The sequence below is a fragment of the Liquorilactobacillus satsumensis genome (assembly GCF_964065465.1).
Taxonomy (GTDB): Bacteria; Bacillota; Bacilli; order Lactobacillales; family Lactobacillaceae; genus Liquorilactobacillus; species Liquorilactobacillus satsumensis.
Genome location: NZ_OZ061606.1, coordinates 1231094 through 1246774 on the forward strand (window position 1 = coordinate 1231094; position 15681 = coordinate 1246774).

Sequence of the window (15681 nt, forward strand, 5' to 3'; positions counted from 1 at the left end):
ATCCTGAGGTTCGAGCTTACACTTAGAATTCTATCTACTCAGCTCATTTCAACTTTTAGCGATGCCGCCGATTACCAATCACCACTAATGCAATGCCGCCCTTTTTTCGAGCGGTTTCCACCAGTCTTGTTCTTTTAGATACCAGTCGATTGTTTGTCTAATTCCCTGAGCAAAGGTGTATTCTGGTTTCCATCCCAACTCGGTTTCGATCTTTGTTGGGTCAATGGCGTACCGCCTATCATGTCCTAAGCGATCAGGCACATATTCAATTAGGCTTTCATCCTTACCTAACTGGTCAATAATCAAATGTACGATCTCGTTATTTGAATGTTCATTATGCCCACCGACATTATATACTTCACCACTGCGGCCCTGTTGGAGTACAAGATCGATTGCACTGCAATGATCCGCTACATATAACCAATCGCGCACATTTTTTCCATCTCCATAGATTGGCAATTTCTTTCCCGCTAACGCGTGCGCAATCATTAATGGAATCAGTTTTTCTGGAAATTGAAACGGTCCGTAATTATTGGAACAGCGTGTAATATTTACGTTGAGTCCATATGTTTCGTAGTAGGATCTGACCAGCAGATCAGCCGCAGCTTTACTTGCAGAATAGGGCGAATTTGGCGCTAAAGCAGTCTTTTCTGTAAAATAACCGGTTGCGCCTAAGGACCCGTAGACTTCATCTGTTGAAACTTGTAAAAATTTTTTTAATCCTTTTTGCTTGGCAACATCCAATAAGTTCAATGTCCCTTGTACATTTGTTTCAACGAACACATTTGGATGCAAGATAGAACGGTCAACGTGGCTTTCAGCAGCAAAATTAACAATTGTATCAAGTTGATATTCTTCTACCAAGTGTGTCACCAGTTCACGATTGTTAATATTGCCTTTGACAAATGTATAACGTTGATCGGCCGCGATATCTGAAAGATTGTGAATATTTCCCGCGTAAGTCAAAAGATCCAGATTAACTACCCGACAATCCTGATACTTGCCTAAAAAATAGTGAATGAAATTGCTTCCAATAAATCCGGCACCACCGGTTACAAGAATGTTCATCCTACTTAGCCTCCCGATAATTAAAATTCAGATCTACATCCCGTAAGTATGGATGCTTTTTATCTTTATCAGACAGAATCAGTCGTTCTTTAGGCATTGGCCAAGCAATTCCTAAGTCTGGATCATCAAAGGCAATTCCTGCATCTGCTTGCGGTGCATAATATCCATCAACCTTGTAAGCAACATTGACATTTGGGGTCAGGGTTACAAAACCATGCGCAAATCCCTGAGGTACCAATAGTTGACGCTGATTAAATTGACTAAGCAAGTAGCCCTCCCATTGAGCATAAGTCGGTGAGCCCTTGCGCAAATCAACCAAGACATCATAGATCACACCAGTCAGCACACGTAACAATTTTGTCTGAGCATAAGGTGCTTTTTGATAATGCATACCACGCAAGACTCCTGGTTCAGCAGACAACGACTGATTATCTTGGATGAAGTTGTAGTCAATGCCAGCTTCTTTGAATTTATTTTCAGTATACGTTTCAGTAAAAAAACCGCGATGATCTCCAAAAACTGCTGTTTCTACCAATTTTACATCTTGCAATTTTGTTTCAATGACTTTCATCTTTATTCCGTCCCCTTCTTTGCCAACCGTAACAGATATTGACCATAATCATTTTTGCGCATAGCTAGGCCCAAGCTTTCCAGCTTTTCCCGCGAAATATAGCCCTTACGAAAAGCTAATTCCTCAAGACAAGCAATCTTTAAGTTCTGCCTTTTTTGAATCGTTGCGATAAAGCTTGCCGCCTGCAAGAGCGCATCGTGTGTTCCCGTGTCCAGCCAAGCATACCCTCTCCCCATCAGTTGAACATCAAGTTTGCCTTCTTTCAAGTACGTGTTGTTGATGTCCGTGATTTCTAATTCGCCACGTGCAGAAGGTTGCAATCCCTTGGCGATCTCAATCACATCGTTATCATAAAAATACAGTCCGGTAACAGCGTAATTGCTTCTGGGATGAGTAGGCTTTTCTTCTATAGAAAGTGCCTTCATTTTATCGTCAAAAGTCACTACCCCGAATCGCTCCGGGTCATTTACATGATACCCAAAAATCGTTGCGCCGTCATGTTTGTTTGCCGCTTGTACCAAAAGCTGTGTCAAACCGCTGCCGTAATAAATATTGTCTCCCAAAATTAAACACACTGAGTCTGCGCCAATAAAGTCTTCACCCAGAATAAAAGCCTCGGCCAATCCGTTTGGTTTCGGTTGTACCAGATAAGTTAAATTAACCCCAAAATCTGAACCATCCCCTAAAAGTGCCTGAAAACTGGCACAATCTCGTGCAGTCGTGATTAACAAAATATCACGAATTCCTGCCAACATTAAGGTTGAAAGTGGATAATAGATCATTGGTTTATCATAGACCGGAACCAGCTGCTTAGAAATCCCTCTGGTAATTGGATAAAGACGTGTACCGCTCCCGCCAGCTAAAATAATGCCTTTCATGCAACTTCTCCTTTCCGTACTCCCTAGAACCTGCCATCTAATAAGTTACTACTCAAATGTGAATATTTAGAGCAGATACTGTAAAAAAAATGTTACAGTAAAAATTACATAATTAACAAATTCATTCAACTAAAAAGCCCCTGTTTCTAGACACGACGTCTCAAACAGAAGCTTCATTTATTAAGCTTTATCACTCAAACCAAATTTTCTCAACAAAAACTTAGTGATTTTTCGGAACCAATGCTGCCTGCCAATAAACATTACCGGCATTTCTTTGAAACTGATTTGATTTTTCTCAAACCAGACATCCAGCAACACTTCACTGACAAAACCATAAATCCGTTTTTCATATTCAGAATACTCTGAAATATCGACCCGGTTTTCCACCTCAGCCAAAACTGCTAACAACCACTTAGTATAGTCGTCAAAGATAGCTGCACGTGTAATCAGCATATTGAACATATGTACCTTATTCCGATGCAAAACCTTGTCAAAGACAGGAAGGTAATCCGGAAATTTTTCGCTGATCACATCTCTAGCAGCCGCCAAGCCCTCGATATGGTGTGCATGCTTATAATGCGACCAAGAGCTTTCAATATAATAGTTCCTCTTTGTCGGCAAAACCGCATCATAGCTCTTTAGGATCTGTTCAAGTCTTTCAGCTGTCAACACATCATTAAGCTTTTGCGTCGTTGAACTGAAAAAATGCCTTTTGCCATTCGAAAAGTAGCGGCGATAGTGCACCAGACCCTTAACGTCTGCGCGACGATTCTTCCAAGCCCAATATTGGGCAGTCAGTTCACAGTAATTTGCATTTTTTTGTGCAATATTGTCACCTGTATTGTCACGTTCAAATCCTGCAAAATTTTCCGGGTTAGTACCTACTTGCACCGGAATATAGATCTTTTCATCTGGCAACTTGACCTTCTTATGACTAACAACATATACTTCTGCTTTCAATCGGATCCCACTTTCTTGGTATAATACTTATTTTCAGCCGACCTTTTCAATAAGCCCCGTCGCCCTTAAAAATCGCGACGATGTTCTTGAACAAGATTTTAATATCAAACAAAAATGAGGCGTGATCCACATAATACAACTCGTACTTGCACCTTTCAGGATATTCAATGTTACTTCTCCCAGAAGCTTGCCAGTAACCCATCGCACCCGGCGTCACTGAAAGAAATTTTTTGACTTGATCCCCATATTCCTTCAATTCTTCTGTAATAATTGGGCGCGGTCCGATTAGCGTCATCTCACCTTTGAAAATATTAATAAACTGCGGTAACTCATCAATTGATGACTTACGCAAAAGTCTTCCTAACCTGGTAATTCTTGGATCCATCTCCGCTGGTAATTTATAGCTGTTTTCAACATAGAGTTTATATAGCTGCTTATCACACTTAAGCTTTTCATCAGCGCCTACGATCATGGAACGAAATTTGTAAATGTAAAACTTTTTCCCGTTCTTTCCCACGCGCTCTTGCTTGTAGAATAACGGACCCTTATTTTTGCCAAAGCGATAGACAATAAGCATCACTATGAATAAGGGAAGCATTAGCAACAGAGCAAGCGATGAGATTATAATATCCAGTACTCTCTTACTGAATAAATAAACGCTTTTTCCCCCCAGCTTATTAGCTTCATGAGCCATTTTATTCTCCTCTATCATATAAATACAATTACTAAATTAAAGATTTACTTTTTTTGAGCGCTCAAAAAGCCCTCCAACAAAATTGTACATATGACGTATTATAATACGAATGCGTGATTTTAGCAATTTACAGCCTAAAAATAGCATTCCATTATCTGCATTAATTTGCTAAACTAGACCAGGAGCCTCACACAACCCGCTTAATCCTGTAAAACTTCAAATTGGAGATGATTGTTTGCTTAATTCTAAACACGCCTACCTCATTATGGCAAGCGGGAATATTCCGCAACTTAAAATTCTGCTGTCTGTACTAGATGATCCCAGAAATGATCTCTATCTTCATTTGGATCTTAAAGCCACTGGTTTCGTTGAAAAAGAACTCGCCGCGTGCTGCAGTTTTGCAACCCTTTATTTTCAACCCCGAGAAAAAATTACTTGGGGAGCTAGTTCTCAAGCAATGATGGAAATGAAACTTCTCAAAGCCGCGACACCGCGGCAATACAGTTATTATCATCTCTTGTCAGGCCTTGACCTGCCTTTGAAAGATCAAGATTACCTGCATGCCTTTTTCGCCAAAAATGCAGGTCAAGAATTCGTTGAATGCAGTGATTATCAGCGTGACCATGATAAAACCCGCTACTATTTACGTTTTCAGCAGTATCACCTGCTGCAACAATTCATTGGAAAGAAAAAGAACCTCCTGAAATATCTTGACTTTGGTTCGTGCTTTCTTCAAAAAGCACTTGGCATCAACCGTACCAAAAAATCCAAGATGACCTTTAAGTCCGGTGCTAATTGGTTCAGCATTTCAAATGATTTTGCACAATATTTAATGACACAGTTCGAACCGATCATGCACTTCTTAAAATTTACATATTGTGCTGATGAAGTCTTTCTTGCAACTTGGTTATATAATTCAAAATTCTCAAAAAACATCTATCCTGCCCAGGGAATCTATCAAGCCAATTTACGTATTTATCGCTGGGAAAACCACAATCCCAGCTATGTAACCTTAAAGGAAGCACAAGACTATGTTGCCTCACCCTTTCTATTTGCTCGAAAGTTTGACTTATCTAAAAATGAAGATGCAATTACATACTTGCGTACTCATCTAAGCACTCGCAACAAGCTTTAAACTAACATTGTCCTTAAAAATACAGCAGGGGCTGTGACAAAAGTTAACTTTTGTCACAGCCCCTCTTTTATTCCGGATAAATGTGTTCCATAAGTCAAAATTCTCCGTCTAACTTCGAGTTAGCACTCAAATTTTCCCGACTTATGTCACACTCTCCTTATTTTATTTTGTAAGATCCACCTATACTTCCGGCCTACTCTGTGTTCGGAGCGTTGTAACCTGAGGTCCTTGAGAAATACATTTCAACGCCAATACCTCGCCGGTTTCAAAATGTGCTTTCAAAGCTTGCGCAAATTCAGCGGCAGCTGGATGTGCCACAAGTGTCATGACCGTTGGACCCGCACCACTCAAGTATGTTCCATACGTTTGATATTCATGTGCTAGCGCGCGCACCTGTGCGAGTTGCGGTACTAATTTTCGCCGATACGTTTCATGAAACTGATCACTTTCCAAGAGCACCTTCACCTTATCCAGTTGCTTTGCCAGCAACGCTGCTGTCAAAGCATTAGCAACGCTACTGGCAGCAACAGCTTTTTTAAACGGCAGCCTGCGTGGCAACACTTTCCTGCTTTCAACGGTTAAAAGCGGATCAGCTGGCACATAGGCTACTAAGCTTACATCTGGAAAATCAGCTTTAATGCTGAGCGCCTGTTCTGCAATATAAGTTGAAATAACCAAGCCGCCCATGACTGCTGGTGCAACATTATCAGGGTGCCCTTCAATTTGCGCAGCAAACTGTACCTTTTCTGCTGTCGTTAACTGCAGTCCCGCCAGCTGATCCGCCAATTCAATCCCTGCTACAATGGCTGAGGAACTACTGCCCAGCCCACGTGCCAGTGGAATATCTGAAAGGACTTTAATTCGGTACGGATGCAGTGTCGGCACCAACTTTAAAGCAGTCTGGACAATCAGATTTCTTTCATCATGATAAATTTTGCCCATGTGGTGAACTAGTTCCCATTTTGAAGTTTTTTCTTCTACTATAAGTGTCAAATAACGATCCACCGCTATTCCAAGTGAATCAAACCCTGGTCCAAGGTTTGCACTCGTTGCGGGAACCTTGATCTTCAAAGCCATCCGCGTTCTTCCTACTCTCTTAATTAGTTTTCTAAAATTTTATAGGCTGCTAACACACTGATTTCTTCTAAGTCGGCAATTCCCGCAAGAATTGCACGCAGCTGCAGCTCTGAAATCTGATGCGTTGTCATTACTACACGTGCATTTTCTTCATCCAATTCACTCTGAATAATCAAATGAAAACTCGCATTTACTTCAGACATTATTTTAGTAATTTTTAGCATCTGGCCTGGACGATCCTTAACCTTTAATGAAATGTAGTACGGATAATAAATGTCCTGCTCACGCGCTGATTGGCCTTCTTGCGAAAATTCATTAAACCTGCTGCCTGTAGTCTTCATTACAATATCTTTAGTAACCGCAATAATATCACTGAGCACACTATTAGCAGTCGGCAGTTCTCCTGCTCCGGGTCCATAAAACATCGTCTCACCAACGGCTGCGCCGGTAACTAAAACTGCATTATTTTCGTTTTGGACTGCAGCTAGCGGCTGATCTGCAGGAATCAGTACCGGTCCGACAGAAACACTGATCCGTTTATCAATTAGCTTTGCAATCCCGACCAGCTTAATCTTATAACCCAATTCAGCCGCCTGCTTGATATCTTTAAGGTCGATTCCGCGAATTCCCGTAATCTTGATATCATCAAGAGTTACATTCATTCCAAACGCAAATTGTGTCAGGATAATCATCTTATATGCTGCATCGATTCCCTCTACATCATTCGTAGGATCCGCTTCTGCAAACCCTAGTTGCTGTGCAGATTTCAACGCCGCCTCGAATGGCAAATTATTTTGATTCATTTGTGTGAGAATGTAATTTGTGGTTCCATTAACGATCCCTTTGACTTCAATGATTCGATCAGCTGCAAAGGAACTTACGATTGTTCTTAAAATGGGAATTCCGCCTGCAACACTCGCTTCGTAGAAAAGATCACAGTGATTTTCGCCTGCCAGTTCTGCCAATTCAGAACCATGCGTCGCAATCAAATCTTTATTTGCAGTAATAATATGCTTTCCTGCTCGCAAAAGACGCTCGATATAATCTTTTGCAAGCTTTACAGTTCCCATTACTTCAACTACGATCTGAATATCCTGATCATTAATCAACTCGTTTACATCATCAGTGACAGTGATCCCAGAAAGATCTAGGTTTCTCTTTTTTTCAATATCATGCACAACAACTTTTTTAACAACCAGCTGGCGGCCAGTAATACTTGAAATCTTCTTTTGATGATCTCTTAATAACCGCAACACGCCGCTTCCAACTGTTCCCAACCCTAAAATCCCGATATTTATGGCCTGCATATAAGCTCCTCCAGTTTATTTATTGAAACCATTCTATCATAGAATTCTAATTTTTCGGTCATTAACTGCAAAAAAGGCATGACTTTCTAATCTTTGTGTTAATTTCAGCAACTTCAGCGACTTTTTTTTAAGGACTGTTGTGTTTTTTTGATTTATGGTATTCTTCTTGTAAGTGAGAGTTAGCTAATAGTCAAGGAGGAGAGAGTATCACATATGAAAATACTTTATCGTAGCACCCGCGGCAAAGACACAGAAGCGGTATCTGCATCGCAGGCAATTTTACAAGGCCTGAGTCCCGATGGTGGATTGTACGTTCCAACTGCGCTTCCTAAAGTTGATTTTTCCTTGGATGAGCTGCCACAATTGGGCTACCAGGAACTAGCCTATCGCATTTTGAAACTATTTTTTAATGATTTTACTGAAAGTGAACTGCGCTCTTGCATTACAGCTGCTTATGGCAAAAATTTTGACACTCCAAAAATCGCCCCGCTTTCTTATTATGACGGAAAGGGTTATCTAGAACTTTTCCATGGCCCTACAATTGCTTTTAAAGACATTGCGCTCCAACTTTTACCACACTTAATGACCACGGCTGCAGCTAAACACACTGGGAGCAAGGAAATCGTTATTTTGACGGCTACGTCCGGAGATACCGGTAAAGCAGCAATGGCTGGTTTTGCAGATGTGCCGCATACTAAAATTATCGTTTTCTACCCTAAACATGGTGTTAGTTATATTCAAGAACAGCAAATGCTAACGCAGCAAGGAAAAAACACCTTTGTTTTCGGGGTGAACGGTAATTTTGATGCTGCGCAGACAAACGTCAAAAAACTTTTTAACGATTCTCAGTTAACTCACGAATTAGCAGAAAATGGCTATCAATTCTCTTCTGCCAATTCCATCAATATTGGTCGGCTGTTCCCTCAAGTTGTTTATTACTTTTATGCATATGGTCAATTGTTGCACGCTGGCAAGATCCAGCCCGGTGAAAAAATAAACTTCAGCGTTCCAACTGGAAATTTTGGTAACATCTTAGCTGGTTTTTACGCCAAACAACTTGGATTACCGCTTAATAAGCTATTATGTGCTTCTAACAAAAATAATGTTTTAACCAAATTTTTCAATACTGGACTTTATGACAAAAATCGTCCTTTTTATGTAACTTCTTCTCCTTCAATGGATATCCTCATCTCGAGCAATTTAGAACGGCTGCTTTTTTATCTAACTGGATCCGACTCTACCAAAACAGCCGCTTTTATGAAAGAGCTTGAAGAAAAGGGAAGCTACACCATTACCACACAAATGCGTACACACTTAGACTCCTTCTATGCTAACTTTGCCAGTGAAGATAAAACTGCTGCCGAGATTGCACGGCTCTTTGCTAGTGATCAGGTTGCCCTCGATCCACATACAGCTGTTGCTTCGCGTGTTGCCAAAGTATTCCAGGAGACTACACAGGATCAGCATTTTACAGTGGTGGTCTCCACCGCAAGTCCTTACAAGTTTGCCCAAGCTGTTCTCGTTGGTTTGCATGACCCTAATGCTTTCATTCCAGGCTTAGAAGCCGTTGAAGCACTTCAAAAAAGAATTGGGGTTCCCTTGCCGCCAACGATTGCACGTCTTTTTAAGGCACCTGTCCGTACCAAAAAGATTGTGGAACCTCAGGAAATGGAAGCCGCTGTTAAGGAGATTCTTTCCATTAAATAGGACTTTCCTTCCCCTGACAGGTTGAAAAATGTGTCAAAAACAGTATTATGTTATATTATATTACGTAGAGCAGCTTGGAGGGATTCACATGGATGAGATTGATTTAAAAATAGTATCTACTTTGCAAAAAGACGCACGGATTTCCTTAAAAAAATTGGCTGATATTTGTTTTATTTCTGCCCCTGCAGTTTCAACCCGTTTATCGCACCTTGAAGAACGCGGAATTATCAATAACTATCAGACCGCAATTGATTACAAGGTCCTTGGTTTTCCTATTAAAGCATATGTTAGCTTACGCTTGTCGCCAACAGATAAAGAAGCTTTTTATCCTTATATCAAGTCAGTTGGTAATGTAATTTCTTGCGACTGTGTAACGGGAAGCTACTCGCAAATTATTACTTGTTACTTTAAGTCAACTAAGTCTTTGGATAATTTTATTAATGATATTCAACGCTTCGGTGAAACGAAAACACAAATTGTCTTTTCTACCAGCGTTGATCCACGACCGCTTGAACTCAATCCCGGGAAAAATTATTTTTAATTTGAAGCTGGACAGCAAAGGTGCCAACAGGCAGTGCTTACCTGCCGTGGATTAAATAATAAAATTATGTATAATTCAAGTTTAGCTATAACACATCATCAATTTAAACTGTCAGCTGCATGCTCAGTAAATAAAAAGAGTGTGACATAAGTCGGGAAAATTTGAGTACTAACTCGAAATTGCGAACATAGCGAGTACTTTGCTATGAGTAATTCGAAGTTAGACGGAGAATTTTGACTTATGGAACACGTTTATCCGAAATAAAAGAGGGGCTGTGACAAAAGTTAACTTTTGTCACAGCCCCAAATCTTTTTAAGACTATTTATTTGAACTTATTTTGCTTCTTTTACTTGTTTCCACATTCCTAAGATTATTCCGGAAACAATTGCACCGATTACGACTGCAAAGATGTATCCAAACGCATTTGTAGCAAGTGGCGTTACCCATAAACCACCATGAGGAGCTGGGACACTGACATGCCAGAACTGTGTCAATCCACCAGCAATCGCAGATCCTACGATACATGATCCAATAACTCGTAATGGATCAGCTGTGGCAAACGGAATTGCACCTTCGGTAATGAAGGAGAAACCTAGAACCCAGTTGGTAATTCCTGCTTTACGCTCGTCATCTGTAAACTTCTTTGGCCAAAATGCTGTGGCAATCGCTGTCGCAAATGGTGGGATCATTCCACCAGCCATTACAGCTGCCATCAAATTACCATTGTTAGTTGAAGTGAAGGCTGCAACCGCGAAGACATAAGCAGCTTTGTTGAAAGGACCGCCCATATCGATTGACATCATTCCACCAAGTACAATTCCTAAGAGAACTGCATTACCAGTTCCCATATGATTCAAGAATGCTGTTACCCAAGTATTAATAATTGCAAAGATTGGGTTGACGATAAAGAACATAATCAAAGCGACTAACAGCAAGCCAAAAATTGGGTAAAGCAACATTGGCTTCATACCTTCAAGTGACTTAGGCAGTTTAGTGAATACCTTCTTCAAAAAGATTGTCAAATAACCTGCAATGAAACCTGCTGCAATTCCGCCTAAGAAACCTGCTGCACTTTTAGCATTTGTCATCACATTCGCTGTATATGCACCACCAAAAGAACCGCTATAGACAGTTGCCATGAAGCCGCCGACAAAACCAGGCATCAATGCGGGACGATCACCGATTGATTCAGCAATATATCCAGCTAGCACTGGAATCATGAAAGCAAAGGCCAAACTACCAGCATTGTTTAGGAAGATAAAACCAGTTGACTTTGGTCCGCCAAGATATTGTTCGATCACGAACGAAAGTGCCATTAAGATCCCACCACCAACAACAAAAGGCAGCATATGAGAAATCCCGTTCATCAGATCTTTATAGATCTTACTACCAATTGAGCCAGTTGCATCATCCTCTTCTTCTGCTGCAGCTGCATCTGCATGATAAACAGGTGCATCTGCATTAACTGCCTTAGTGATTAATTCTTCAGGCTTTTTGATTCCATCAACCACTGGACGGTTAATTAAGTGTTTGCCATTAAAACGTGTCATTTCGACTTTCTTATCAGCAGCGATAATAACACCAGCCGCACGTTGAATTTCGTCAGCAGTTAATAAATGCTTGACCCCTTCAGATCCATTGGTTTCAACCTTAATGTCAACTCCCATTGCTTCAGCTTGTTTTTTCAAAGCCTCTTCAGCCATGTAAGTATGTGCAATTCCGGTTGGGCAAGCTGTAACGGCAACTACATACGGCCGATCAGATGAAGCAGGCGCTGCTGCTTGTTGTTGTTCTTTCTTTTCTTCAGCCTGATCTTTTTCCTCTTTTTGCGCCTGTGCATCTGCAAAAAGTTGATGAACTTCATCTGGTGTCTGAGCCTGTTTCAACTTAGCAACTAAAGTTGGGTCAATTAAAAGACCGGATAAAGTTGCCAAAGCTTGCAAGTGAGTATTGTTAGCACCTTCTGGAGCAGCAATCATAAAGAATAAATGAACAGGATTACCGTCTAAGGCATCATAATCAACACCCTTTTCACTTTTAGCAAACAAGACTGTTGCTCGTTGAACTGCCTTATCTTTAGCATGCGGCATTGCAATGCCATCACCAATTCCGGTAGTTGATTGTTTTTCACGCGCAACGATATCCTTTTTGTAAAGATCTTCGTCGTTGATAACACCTGTTACAAAATACTGATGTACCATCTCACTAATTGCTTCTTCTTTCGTTGAAGCCTTGAGATCCATGATCATTGCATCTTTCAATAACAATTCACGAATATCCACTGAGAACACTTCCCTTTTTAATTATTTTTAATTTTTATAACTTTCTACCTTGATTTCTGGAAGAATTTCGTCAATCTTTTTACGATCAGCTAAATCTTCTGAGAAGGCCGTTGCGCTCCCACACGCTAACCCATAATGGAAACTTTCAAGCGGATCCTTCGTGGCTGCAAATGTCCCAACAAATCCCCCGATCATGGAATCGCCAGCACCTACAGAGTTAATTACTGTTCCTTTAGGAGCCGCACTGTAGTACACCTCATTCGGCGTGATTAACAGGCCGCCATCACCTGCCATCGAGATTAGAACATGCTGTGCTCCCAAGTCTAATAACTTTTTACCATAAGTCACAATGTCGTCCATTCCATTGAACTTAACACCGAAAAGCTCAGCCAGCTCGTGGTGATTAGGTTTTACAACCAAAGGATGTTCCTTGAGCGCTTTCATCAGGCTTTCGCCAGTGGTATCGATTACGAACTCAGCACCCTTTGCACGGATGATCTTGATCAGGTCAAAGTAAAAATTCTCATTCAAACTTGGAGCAAGACTTCCTGATAGGATAACAACGTCTCCTTTGGCAAGCTTGTCAAATTCTTTTTCAAACGCTTGAACTTCATTCTCACTGATTTGTGGGCCCTTGCCGTTAATCTCAGTTTCATTTTGAGCCTTAACCTTAACGTTGATTCTTGTATCATCAGCAATTTGGGTAAAACTTGTCTTTAGCTTCTTTGCCTTCAGTGATTCTTCAACAAAACGGCCCGTAAACCCACCTAAAAAGCCAAGTGCAATATTTTCATGACCAAGTTCGCGCAAGATACGTGAAACGTTGATGCCTTTGCCTCCGGGTAATTTAGTGTCATAATCCATTCGATTGACCTCACCTAGAGTAAGTTCTTGCAATTGAACAATGTAATCAATGGAAGGATTGACTGTTACCGTGTAAATCATATTGAAACCTCCTGAATGTTTGTTTGGTTACTGTATTGATCGAGAACCTGCCGTGGTAATTTGTTCGTAATAATCGCCGCGTCGGCAATCTCTGCAACTTTGACGAAGGAAATCTGGTCAAACTTGGACTCATCTACCAGCACATAAGCCCTCTCACCTTGTGCAATCGCTGTTTGTTTCACCGCGGCCTCATCAGGATCGGGTGTGGTATACCCATACTGCAGATGTACTCCATTCATTCCCAAAAAGACTTTGTCAAAACGATACTGCTGCAGTTTTTTTACAGTTTCGACCCCAATAATCGCCTTGGTTGTATTCTTTAACTCTCCACCAACCAGAATCGTGCGAATATTTTGATCCGCAAGAGCTGATGCGTGCATCACGCCATTAGTGACAACAACTAGATTTTTGCCAGCATGCAGAAAACTGATCATTGCAAGTGTTGAAGTCCCAGCGTCAAGATAGATAACATCACCATCTTGGACTAGACTTGCGGCAAGTTTCGCAATTCCACTTTTTTGTTGCGTATTTTTGGAAAATTTGCCGCTCATATCAAGTTCCTGCTGTAGAGAATGTTTAAGCTTGGCCCCGCCATGAAAACGCAAGAGCAGCCCCTTCTCTTCTAAGACCTGTAAATCGCGTCGTGCCGATGATTCTGAGCACTCAACAGATTCACAAATATCCTGCAGTCTTACAATTCCTTTTTCTTCAAGCATCGCTAATATCATCTGTTGTCGTTCTTCTGCAAGCACTTACACTACCTCCAAAAAATATATTAACACCCTAATCACTAAAAAGCAATCAAAAAAATGCAAAAAAACTCATAATCAGCCACGAAATTAAGTATTTGTGACTGCTTTTGACCGATTGCACGCAAATATTTCAATTAAGCGCTACCATTATGCCCCAAAATAAACTTAAGCTGTCAGCTATGTTATGTAGAAGTGCGCAAAAAGGCGGGAGACCTTGAAGATTAGCGACAGGTAACGAGGTAACTGAACTTGTTACCGTTGTTACCTAAGCTAAGCATAAAGGGCTGCCTTTTGGAGCACGTTAAGATAGAAGTGCCGACGGCCACCGTTAGCCTTTGAGCATTAACAACAAATTACAAAATAGACGGGCTGTGTCTATGCGTAATTTGAGGTTAGGTGCAGGAGGCTGGTGGGTGGAGCACGTTATGAAGAAGTGCCGACAACCTGCGTTCAGCCTCCGTTGACTAAGTCCTAAATTACAAAGTAACCTGGGCTTGGTTACGCGTAATTTAGGCTTAGGCACAGGAGGTTGCGGGGTGGAGCACGTTAATAGAAGTGCCGACAACCGTCAATAACCTAAAAAAACTAAGCGCCCGGGTCAAAACATGAATCTTGACCCAAACTCTTAGTTTTAGCTGATACTGCCTGAAATAAGCCGCTCCAGGCACTAATTTCCCCTGTTCTTTATACTGCGTTTAAATTCTAAAAACTTATTAATTCATTTTTCTTCTATAGATAATGGCAGCTCATCATCTATCTTCAAAAGCTAACCTCATTTGTCTGTGCTATAGATATTTCCCAAAGGTTTAACCGGCTGAGATTGCTCAGTAGCCTTATCTCGCCAATATGAAGCCAATACTGAACCAGAAATATTATGCCAGATGCTAAAAATTGTCGACGGAATCGCAGCCGCGGGAACAAAGTACTTAATCGCTAAAGTCGCTCCCAAACTTGAATCCTGCATGCCAACTTCAAATGTAATTGCTTTTCTCTGCGGATCACGCAACCGGATCAGCTTGGAAAAAAGGTATCCCAGACCATATCCAGAAAGATTGTGCAGCATTACGACCGGAATTACAAGTGCCGTTGCTGCTGTGAACAAGTTAGCATGATTGGCAGCAATCACCGCACCGATAATCATCAAAATTGCAACCTGCGAAACTAACGGCAAGACATGGGTAATTTTCTCTATTTTTCTGCCAAAAACTGAATGTAGGATCACTCCTAAAATAATCGGGAAGAGCACAATCTTAACTGTACTCAAAAATAATGAAGTCGTAGGAATATCAACATACTCGCCGGCAAATAACAACAGTAATCCCGGGAGTGCGACTGGCGCAAGTAATGTAGACAGTGTCTCAATTGAAACATCCAAAGCAACATCACCACCTGCTAAGTAAGCCATTACACTGGAAGAAGTTCCGCTTGGACAAGACCCAACCAGAATTACACCCGCTGCTGTTGCTCCTTTTAACTGAAAAATAAGGCACAACAACCATGCCAGTGTTGGCATAATCACATAATGAGCTACGGTTCCCGCAAGAACTGGAAGCGGCTTTTTCGCAATTCTTTCGAAGTCCTCTAATTTTAACGTCAATCCCATTCCAAATAAAATAATTCCTAATAAATATGAAACATTCGGTACCAGCCACAAACTCGTCTGTGGTAGAACATAATTAAAGGCTGCCCACAATACCACTAGGAGCGTAAACCAGCGCCCAATAACTTTCCCTAATTTCTCTATTTTACTCATTTTCTCTTCCC

At 41.1% G+C, this 15681-nt stretch carries 14 protein-coding genes; 3 read left to right on the forward strand and 11 right to left on the reverse strand.

What is annotated here, in order from left to right:
- Nucleotides 1–84: 84 nt before the first annotated feature.
- The 5 genes from rfbB to AB3Y88_RS05745 form a co-directional block, all read right to left on the reverse strand.
- Nucleotides 85–1068, reverse strand: a complete 984-nt coding sequence (gene rfbB, locus AB3Y88_RS05725) for a dTDP-glucose 4,6-dehydratase (RefSeq protein ID WP_228887937.1) — start codon at nucleotides 1066–1068, stop codon at nucleotides 85–87.
- Nucleotide 1069: 1 nt separating this feature from the next.
- Nucleotides 1070–1645, reverse strand: coding sequence for a dTDP-4-dehydrorhamnose 3,5-epimerase (rfbC, locus tag AB3Y88_RS05730; RefSeq protein WP_187328405.1), 576 nt, complete (start codon nucleotides 1643–1645; stop codon nucleotides 1070–1072).
- Nucleotides 1642–2517, reverse strand: coding sequence for a glucose-1-phosphate thymidylyltransferase RfbA (gene rfbA, locus AB3Y88_RS05735; protein ID WP_056960866.1), 876 nt, complete (start codon nucleotides 2515–2517; stop codon nucleotides 1642–1644). The genes rfbC and rfbA overlap by 4 nt, the downstream gene beginning before the upstream one ends.
- A 180-nt stretch (nucleotides 2518–2697) precedes the next feature.
- A complete protein-coding gene (locus AB3Y88_RS05740; RefSeq protein WP_228887938.1) occupies nucleotides 2698–3477 on the reverse strand; it encodes a DUF4422 domain-containing protein in 780 nt (259 codons plus the stop codon).
- A gap of 46 nt (nucleotides 3478–3523) precedes the next feature.
- Nucleotides 3524–4171, reverse strand: a complete 648-nt coding sequence (locus tag AB3Y88_RS05745) for a sugar transferase (protein ID WP_156653509.1) — start codon at nucleotides 4169–4171, stop codon at nucleotides 3524–3526.
- A 235-nt stretch (nucleotides 4172–4406) separates the two neighbouring features.
- On the opposite strand from AB3Y88_RS05745, the gene AB3Y88_RS05750 reads away from it, so the two are divergent.
- Complete coding sequence (locus tag AB3Y88_RS05750) at nucleotides 4407–5306, forward strand: beta-1,6-N-acetylglucosaminyltransferase (protein ID WP_228887939.1); 900 nt, start codon at nucleotides 4407–4409, stop codon at nucleotides 5304–5306.
- Between the two features lie 180 nt (nucleotides 5307–5486).
- Here AB3Y88_RS05750 and thrB read toward each other — a convergent pair whose 3' ends face one another.
- Together thrB and AB3Y88_RS05760 are read right to left on the reverse strand one after the other, a co-directional pair.
- Nucleotides 5487–6383 (reverse strand): homoserine kinase, encoded by an 897-nt coding sequence (thrB, locus tag AB3Y88_RS05755; protein WP_156653508.1) that lies wholly within the window; start codon nucleotides 6381–6383, stop codon nucleotides 5487–5489.
- 23 nt (nucleotides 6384–6406) lie between these two features.
- Nucleotides 6407–7690, reverse strand: a complete 1284-nt coding sequence (locus AB3Y88_RS05760; protein WP_056960864.1) for a homoserine dehydrogenase — start codon at nucleotides 7688–7690, stop codon at nucleotides 6407–6409.
- Nucleotides 7691–7903: 213 nt separating this feature from the next.
- On the opposite strand from AB3Y88_RS05760, the gene thrC reads away from it, so the two are divergent.
- Together thrC and AB3Y88_RS05770 are read left to right on the forward strand one after the other, a co-directional pair.
- A complete protein-coding gene (gene thrC, locus AB3Y88_RS05765; RefSeq protein ID WP_228887940.1) occupies nucleotides 7904–9397 on the forward strand; it encodes a threonine synthase in 1494 nt (497 codons plus the stop codon).
- 88 nt (nucleotides 9398–9485) lie between these two features.
- Nucleotides 9486–9938 (forward strand): Lrp/AsnC family transcriptional regulator, encoded by a 453-nt coding sequence (locus AB3Y88_RS05770; RefSeq protein WP_056960862.1) that lies wholly within the window; start codon nucleotides 9486–9488, stop codon nucleotides 9936–9938.
- A gap of 332 nt (nucleotides 9939–10270) precedes the next feature.
- On the opposite strand, the gene AB3Y88_RS05775 is transcribed toward AB3Y88_RS05770, so the two are convergent.
- The 4 genes from AB3Y88_RS05775 to AB3Y88_RS05790 all read right to left on the reverse strand — a co-directional run bounded on the left by AB3Y88_RS05775 (nucleotide 10271) and on the right by AB3Y88_RS05790 (nucleotide 15670).
- On the reverse strand, nucleotides 10271–12220 hold the full coding sequence (locus AB3Y88_RS05775; RefSeq protein WP_228887941.1) for a fructose-specific PTS transporter subunit EIIC: 1950 nt from the start codon (nucleotides 12218–12220) through the stop codon (nucleotides 10271–10273).
- 27 nt (nucleotides 12221–12247) lie between these two features.
- On the reverse strand, nucleotides 12248–13165 hold the full coding sequence (gene pfkB / locus AB3Y88_RS05780) for a 1-phosphofructokinase (protein WP_054755636.1): 918 nt from the start codon (nucleotides 13163–13165) through the stop codon (nucleotides 12248–12250).
- Nucleotides 13162–13917, reverse strand: a complete 756-nt coding sequence (locus tag AB3Y88_RS05785; protein WP_056960860.1) for a DeoR/GlpR family DNA-binding transcription regulator — start codon at nucleotides 13915–13917, stop codon at nucleotides 13162–13164. The genes pfkB and AB3Y88_RS05785 overlap by 4 nt, the downstream gene beginning before the upstream one ends.
- Nucleotides 13918–14689: 772 nt before the next feature.
- On the reverse strand, nucleotides 14690–15670 hold the full coding sequence (locus AB3Y88_RS05790; RefSeq protein WP_228887942.1) for a bile acid:sodium symporter family protein: 981 nt from the start codon (nucleotides 15668–15670) through the stop codon (nucleotides 14690–14692).
- Nucleotides 15671–15681 lie beyond the last annotated feature (11 nt).

Bases quoted from the DNA above. Each gene is read 5' to 3' on its own strand.
- rfbB (WP_228887937.1), bottom strand. From the start codon at position 1,068: ATGAACATTCTTGTAACCGGTGGTGCCGGATTTATTGGAAGCAATTTC.
- rfbA (WP_056960866.1), bottom strand. From the start codon at position 2,517: ATGAAAGGCATTATTTTAGCTGGCGGGAGCGGTACACGTCTTTATCCA.
- AB3Y88_RS05745 (WP_156653509.1), bottom strand. From the start codon at position 4,171: ATGGCTCATGAAGCTAATAAGCTGGGGGGAAAAAGCGTTTATTTATTC.
- thrB (WP_156653508.1), bottom strand. From the start codon at position 6,383: ATGGCTTTGAAGATCAAGGTTCCCGCAACGAGTGCAAACCTTGGACCA.
- AB3Y88_RS05760 (WP_056960864.1), bottom strand. From the start codon at position 7,690: ATGCAGGCCATAAATATCGGGATTTTAGGGTTGGGAACAGTTGGAAGC.
- thrC (WP_228887940.1), top strand. From the start codon at position 7,904: ATGAAAATACTTTATCGTAGCACCCGCGGCAAAGACACAGAAGCGGTA.
- AB3Y88_RS05770 (WP_056960862.1), top strand. From the start codon at position 9,486: ATGGATGAGATTGATTTAAAAATAGTATCTACTTTGCAAAAAGACGCA.
- pfkB (WP_054755636.1), bottom strand. From the start codon at position 13,165: ATGATTTACACGGTAACAGTCAATCCTTCCATTGATTACATTGTTCAA.
- AB3Y88_RS05790 (WP_228887942.1), bottom strand. From the start codon at position 15,670: ATGAGTAAAATAGAGAAATTAGGGAAAGTTATTGGGCGCTGGTTTACG.